The sequence below is a fragment of the Mycobacterium ostraviense genome, assembly GCF_002705925.1.
Lineage (GTDB): Bacteria > Actinomycetota > Actinomycetes > Mycobacteriales > Mycobacteriaceae > Mycobacterium > Mycobacterium ostraviense.
The window spans coordinates 5912125-5918302 of sequence record NZ_NKRE01000001.1 but is presented as its reverse complement, the minus strand read 5'-3'; the positions used below and the strand labels follow the sequence as shown (position 1 = coordinate 5918302).

Sequence of the window (6178 nt, the reverse complement as noted above, 5' to 3'; positions counted from 1 at the left end):
GTGCGTGACGGCCTGATCCGCGACGCCAACAACTACGAGCAGCAAGAGCAGGCCTCCCAGCAGATCCTCAGCAGCTAGCCCCGGCCCGACAGCTTCGATTCAGGAGGACAAGACCAATGACCATCAATTACCAGTTCGGCGATGTCGACGCTCACGGCGCCACCATCCGTGCCCAGGCGGCGTCGCTCGAGGCCGAGCACCAGGCCATCGTTCGCGATGTGCTGGCTGCCGGCGACTTCTGGGGCGGCGCCGGTTCGGTGGCCTGCCAGGAGTTCATCACCCAGTTGGGTCGCAACTTCCAGGTGATCTACGAGCAGGCCAACGCCCACGGCCAGAAGGTCCAGGCCGCCGGCAGCAACATGGCGCAGACCGACAGCGCCGTCGGCTCCAGCTGGGCCTTCCGCCTGCTTCGGCGTCAAACCCAAACTCACCCAACCATTCTCACCGATCACGCCCGACTATCGGGTCAACGCCACGCGAAAAACACCACCCTCCTAGGCGTCGCCGCTGAACGCGATCCGGTATGCGGTGCCGCGTGGCTCGCGCACCCACAGTGTCTCACCCGCGCCGACGCTCGTTCGCTCGGCGATCAACTGGCGCTTGAGCACCTTGTGGGTGACGGTGCTGGGCAGGTCGGCGGCGATGCGGATGTAGCGTGGGCGGGCCTTGGGGGACAGGTCGGGCTGCGCGTCCAGGAACGCTTCGAACGAGCCGGGGTCGAAGGCGCGGCCCCGATGCGGCACGACCGCGGCCATCACCTGGTCACCGACGTGCTCGTCCGGCACCGCATAGACCGCTACGCGGTTGATAGCGTTGTGGCGCAACAGGATTCGTTCGATCGGTGCGGCCGCCAGATTCTCCCCGTCGACCCTCATCCAGTCGCTGGTGCGGCCGGCCAGATAGATCCAGCCCGCTGCGTCGCGATAGGCGAGGTCACCGGACCAGTACATGCCGTGGCGCATCCGTTCGGCGTTGGCGTCGGGATCGTTGTAATAGCCGCTGAAGAACCCCGACCCCGTGGTGTTGACCAATTCGCCCACGGCCTCGTCGGCGTTGAGCAGGGCACCGTGCTCGTCGAAGCGCGCGACAGGGCACTCGGCGACGGTCTCGCTGTTGTACACCGCGACTCCGGGGGCACCTTTGCCGATCGAGCCGGGCGGAGTTCCGGGTTCGCGGATCACGATGACCGCGTTTTCGGTCGAGCCGAAGCCGTCTTCGACCTGCACCGCGAAGCGGCGCGCGAACTCTTCGATGTCTTTCTCGTTGGCCTCGTTGCCGAACGCCACCCGCAGCGGATTGTCGGCGTCGTCCTCGCGCTCCGGAGTGGCCAGGATGTACGCCAGCGGCTTGCCGACATAGTTCATGTACGTGGCGTGGTAGCGGCGGACGTCGGCCAGGAAGTGGGTGGCCGAGAACTTCGCCGGCGCAATGGCCGCGCCGGACACCACTGCGGGCGCCCACCCGGCGACCACCGCATTGGAGTGAAACAGCGGCATGGACACATAGCAGGTGTCCTGCTCGGTGAGGCCGAAACGCTCGGTGAGGCTGCGCCCGGCGAACATCGGCATCAGCTGCGACACCTGCACCGCCTTGGGGCTTCCGCTGGTGCCGGAGGTGAAGATCATCGTGAACGGGTCCGTCATGTCGACCTTGCGATGCGGGACCAACGGACCGGCCGCGGCGACCAATTCGGCCCACTGCGGTGTCGCGGTGTCGAGAATCCGGGTGCCGGCCAGGTCCAAACCGTGTAGCAGGTCGCGGTGTTCGGCGTCGGTCACCACGACCTGACAGTCCGCCTTCCTGATGTCGGCGGCCAGCGCCGCGCCCCGGCGGGTGGTGTTCAGGCCGCACAGCACATAGCCGCCCAGTCCGGCGGCCGCCATCTGGGCCAGCATTTCGGGTGTGTTGCCCAGCAGAGCGCCGATGTGCATCGGCCGGCCCGGATCGGCGGCGGCGATCAAAACCGCGGCGCGCGCCGCTGACTCCGCCAGATACTGGCGCCAAGTCCATTGCAGATCATGGTATTTCACCGCGACCGAGGAATCGGATGCGCGCTGTTGCAGCAGCGTTTGGATGGTGTCAGTCATGGCTTGAACCGCCGGTCATTCGGGGCGCCCGTGTGGGCCGGCCAGCAATGCGGCACCGCCCACCATCCCGTCGGCGGCGGATACAGCGGTGGCCTGGGCCGAGACCGATGCCCCGGTGCTCCGTTGAGCGCGGGTAAGCCGCGTGCGCACCTTATGCTTGCGCTGATGTCTGAGACAACCACATGCGCGATTATCGGCGGCGGCCCAGCCGGCATGGTCCTCGGGCTGCTCCTGGCCCGGGCTGGTGTCGAGGTCACCCTGGTGGAGAAGCACGGTGACTTCCTCCGGGATTTCCGCGGTGACACCGTGCATCCGACGACCCTGCGGCTGCTCGACGAGCTGGGACTGTGGGAGCGTTTTGCGGCGTTGCCCTTCAGCGAGGTCCGCAAGGCGACCTTCGATACGGGCGGACGTTCGGTGACCTACGTCGACTTCGAGCGGCTGCGCCTACCCCACCCGTACATCGCGATGGTGCCGCAGTGGGATCTGCTGAACCTGCTCGCGGAGGCGGCCCAGGCCGAGCCGACCTTCATGTTGCGCATGAAGACCGAAGCCACCGGGCTGCTGCGCGACGGCGATCGGGTGGTCGGAGTGCGCTACCAAGGACCCGACGGCCCCGGTGAGCTGAGGGCGGAGCTGACCGTGGCGTGCGACGGGCGCTGGTCGATGGCGCGTCAGGAGGCCGGGCTGAGAGCACACGACTACCCGGTCAAGTTCGATGTGTGGTGGTTCAAGCTGCCGTACGAGGACACCACGGAGTTCTCGTTGCTCCCGCGATTCGGACCGGGCAAGGCCCTGGTGGTGATTCCCCGCCAAGGGTACTTCCAGATCGCCTACCTGGGGCCCAAGGGCGCCGACACCGCGTTGCGGGCGCGCGGCATCGAGGCGTTCGGCCGCGACGTCGCCGCGCTGGTTCCCGAGGCGGGCGAGTCGGCGGCGGCGCTGACGTCCATGGACGATGTCAAGCATCTCGACGTGAAGGTGAACCGGCTGCGGCGCTGGCACACCGATGGATTGCTGTGCATCGGTGACGCCGCGCACGCGATGTCTCCACTGGGCGGTGTCGGGATCAACCTGGCCGTGCAGGATGCCGTCGCGGCGGCGACTATCTTGGCCGAACCCCTGCTGCGACACCGGATCACCGATCACGACCTGGCCGCCGTGCGGCGCCGCCGCCTCCTTCCCACCGTGGTGACTCAAACGGTGCAACGGGTACTGCACCGGATGCTGGTCGGCCCACTGCTTGGCGGCAAGGACCCGACCCCGCCGGCGGCGTTACTCGCGGTAGTGGACAAATTGCCGTGGCTGTCGATGCTGCCCGCTTACTTTGTCGGCGTGGGGGTGCGGCCCGAGCATGCCCCCGCATTCGCCCGCCGCGGACCCGGCAGCACCAGCGGTTGACCCGGGATGCACGGCCGAAACCGTGAGGTCGTCCAAGCACCAGTAGCAGGAGTTAGGTTTGACAACACCGTCTCTGGGATACTTACTGGATGGACGGCACTAGTCGCTGACGTAGTGCCAACGCCCCGATTCAATGGCCGGGTGGCGCCTGCCAGGGACAGACTTGCTGAACCTGCCCCGGCGGGAACGGGTTCGCAATACCCCGATCGTTGATATGCGGGCCTGGCGGAATCCACGGCTGCCCCGGGTCAGCCTGTGCGACAGCACCCCCGAATCCGAGCGCGCATGCTCCCAACGCTGCGGCGATCACGGCTTTCCCCGCGAACCTTTTCGCGATCATCGTGTCGCCCCTCCTTCAGTCGCTGGCCCGCACGGGTTACCGTGCACCTGACCTTCATGCGGTGAATGGGGAACCTGCGTCCGTCAGCCGGATTGCCTCGTCCACACAACGGGAAACGCCGGGTTGACCGTCGCGGGCACTTAGTGCAATCAACATGCCAGCCGCGGCCTGCTGCCAGGTGAAGGCCTCCGCGCGGCGTCTTGCGCAGGCACGGCGGTCGTGCTCAGGGCGGCTGACGACGCCGCGGACCGCCGCCGCGAGGGCAACCGGGTCGTTGCCGGCCGATGCACCGCTGTCTGTGGTGATGATCTCGGCCAATGCAGAGGTGCGCGATACCACGACCGGTGTCCCGCAAGCCAGTGATTCCAGTGCGGCCAGCCCGAAGGTCTCGTGCGGTCCGGGTGCGAGGGTCACGTCGGCGCAGGCCAGCATGGTGGCGACGGCGCGCCGATCGGAGATGAAGCCGGTGAACTCGACGGGTAGACCCGCGGCCTGACGTTGCAGTCTGGCGCGCATCGGACCGTCGCCGACGACGACCAGGCGGGCGTCGACACCGGCGTCGCACAACGCGGCGACCGCATCGATGCTGCGATCGGCGCGCTTTTCGACCGACAGCCGGCCACAGTGGACCAGCAGGATCTGCGTCGGTGCGGCAAAGCGTTGTCGCACCACGGCGCTGCGCCAACGCGGGTGGAAGGTCTGCAGATCGACACCCAGGGGGACGGTGGCGATATTCGTCGCGCCGATGCGGTCGAATTCGCTACGCGCGAACCCGGTGGTGCACACCACGGTGTCGTAGTCGGCGGCGGTTCGCCGGTTCGCCGCGTCTGCGAACGCCTTTGCCGTGCGTCGCGGAAGCAGCTGGCCGGCAAAGCGATCGAGGCGTTCGTGAGAGATCATGACCGTTGTCACGCCGTGGTCGCGCCCCCAGCGGCCCAGTGATCGCAGGGTGAGCCGGTCGGAGACCTCCAGGGCGTCGGGCCGCAGCGTTTCCAGCAGCGCTCGCACCGGCCCGGGCAGCACTGCGCGGTAGCCTCCGGTGAAGGGAATCAGCTTGGCCGGCAGGGTGATTCGCATCACGCCGGTGCGCAACCGGGTATGCGTGGCCTGGGCACCGGGAACGATCAGAAATACCTGATGGCCGCGTGCGCAGTATTCCGATCCCAACCGGTCGACGGCGGTCCGGAGTCCGCCGGAACGAGGTCCGTAGAAATTGGCGACCTGGACGACACGCATACCGTGAGATAAACGGTCGCTCGTGTGCGGTTCATGAGGTGCGCTCGACCGATGCCTGAACGGTCCATGAACTCCTGCTCAGGAAGACCGCCCAGCTGACCCGCTCAGCTGGGCTTCTTGAGGTGGGGCCCCAGCATCTGCTGCCATGCCTTGGACATGTTCTGGAACTCCTCCTCGCAATTGCCGGCCCGGTCCTCCGGGAGGTCGCCGGAGTCGACCATGTTCGCGTTGGCCGTCGGGTCGGACCCGTAGATCCAGCACTCCCAGTTGTACATGCGGGTGATGTCCATGGAGTGCCCGTCCCAGAACGGGAGATCGTTCGCGTCGCCAGCCTCCTTGGCACTCAACTTCCAGTCCTGGGCGGTGTTGGTCGCAATCCGGACACCGTCGGGATAGGGCTTACCGTCGGCGCCGGGAGCCAGCAGCATGAACGCCGAGAGCTGGTCGGCCACATCCTCTTCGCGTCCGGTGAACGCGAGTTGGTAGATGGCCAGGGTGGCGTGACCGAGTTCGTGATAGAACCCGGAGGTCGTCGCATCGGCCGCGGCGACCACCGGATCCGGGTTTCCGCTGGCGGCGAACCGGTGCTCGCTTTGCTGGATGTCCTCGTAGCACAGGGTTATCTCGTTGGTATTGGGGTCCCAATAATCGTTGGGCTCACCACATTGTTTGCCCAGAACCGCCACGTCGTGGGGCAGATTCAGGGTGTCGTTGACCTGCTGAGCCAGCGCCTCCAGCAGTTTCGCGTCCGTCATGAGCTGGCGGCCTTGTTGCGCCTCCGGTGTTTCGGCGTCTTCGTAGCGGGGGTTCATCCGTCCCGAGGATGCGGGCTCGATAGTGGCGGCGGTGTTTGAGCTCGATTGGTTTCCCGACGGCGAATTTTCGGTGGCCTGGCGGCTGGTGGAGCCGCCACATCCGGCAGTCGCGAGGAGCACGCTAAGTGTCGCCAGCGCGGTCGTCGCTTTACTCATCGCGTTGAGCCCCTTCCCTCGGCGCAGCCCCGTCCCACGATGCGGTGACCTCGCATCCGGCTCTTCGCTGAACCGCGTGAGACCTGTGAGAACGGTACGACACCCGAGCCATCCCGATGCGGATTTGCGATCCTGAGCCAGCC

At 66.8% G+C, this 6178-nt stretch carries 4 protein-coding genes and 2 pseudogenes; 3 read left to right on the top strand and 3 right to left on the bottom strand.

The genetic code is table 11. The annotated features are described in order from the left end of the window. Both esxJ and CDN38_RS27550 read left to right on the top strand, forming a co-directional pair. Positions 1-78 (top strand): annotated as a pseudogene (esxJ, locus tag CDN38_RS27555) (type VII secretion system ESX-5 protein EsxJ); the annotation flags it as partial. A gap of 38 nt (positions 79-116) precedes the next feature. Then, a pseudogene (locus CDN38_RS27550) lies at positions 117-398 on the top strand (WXG100 family type VII secretion target); the annotation flags it as partial. A 96-nt stretch (positions 399-494) separates the two neighbouring features. Here CDN38_RS27550 and fadD1 read toward each other — a convergent pair. Then, the gene (fadD1, locus tag CDN38_RS27545; protein ID WP_075511490.1) at positions 495-2087 is read right to left on the bottom strand and encodes a fatty-acid--CoA ligase FadD1; all 1593 of its coding nucleotides are present in this window, start codon (positions 2085-2087) and stop codon (positions 495-497) included. Between the two features lie 165 nt (positions 2088-2252). Between fadD1 and CDN38_RS27540 the strand changes: the two genes are divergently transcribed. Then, positions 2253-3488 (top strand): FAD-dependent oxidoreductase, encoded by a 1236-nt coding sequence (locus CDN38_RS27540; protein ID WP_082277214.1) that lies wholly within the window; start codon positions 2253-2255, stop codon positions 3486-3488. 394 nt (positions 3489-3882) lie between these two features. Here CDN38_RS27540 and CDN38_RS27530 read toward each other — a convergent pair whose 3' ends face one another. Next, entirely contained in the window at positions 3883-5064 is a 1182-nt protein-coding gene (locus CDN38_RS27530) for a glycosyltransferase (RefSeq protein ID WP_082277206.1), read from the bottom strand. 104 nt (positions 5065-5168) lie between these two features. Then, positions 5169-6035, bottom strand: a complete 867-nt coding sequence (locus CDN38_RS27525; protein ID WP_075511491.1) for a DUF4344 domain-containing metallopeptidase — start codon at positions 6033-6035, stop codon at positions 5169-5171. Between the last annotated feature and the right edge of the window lie 143 nt (positions 6036-6178).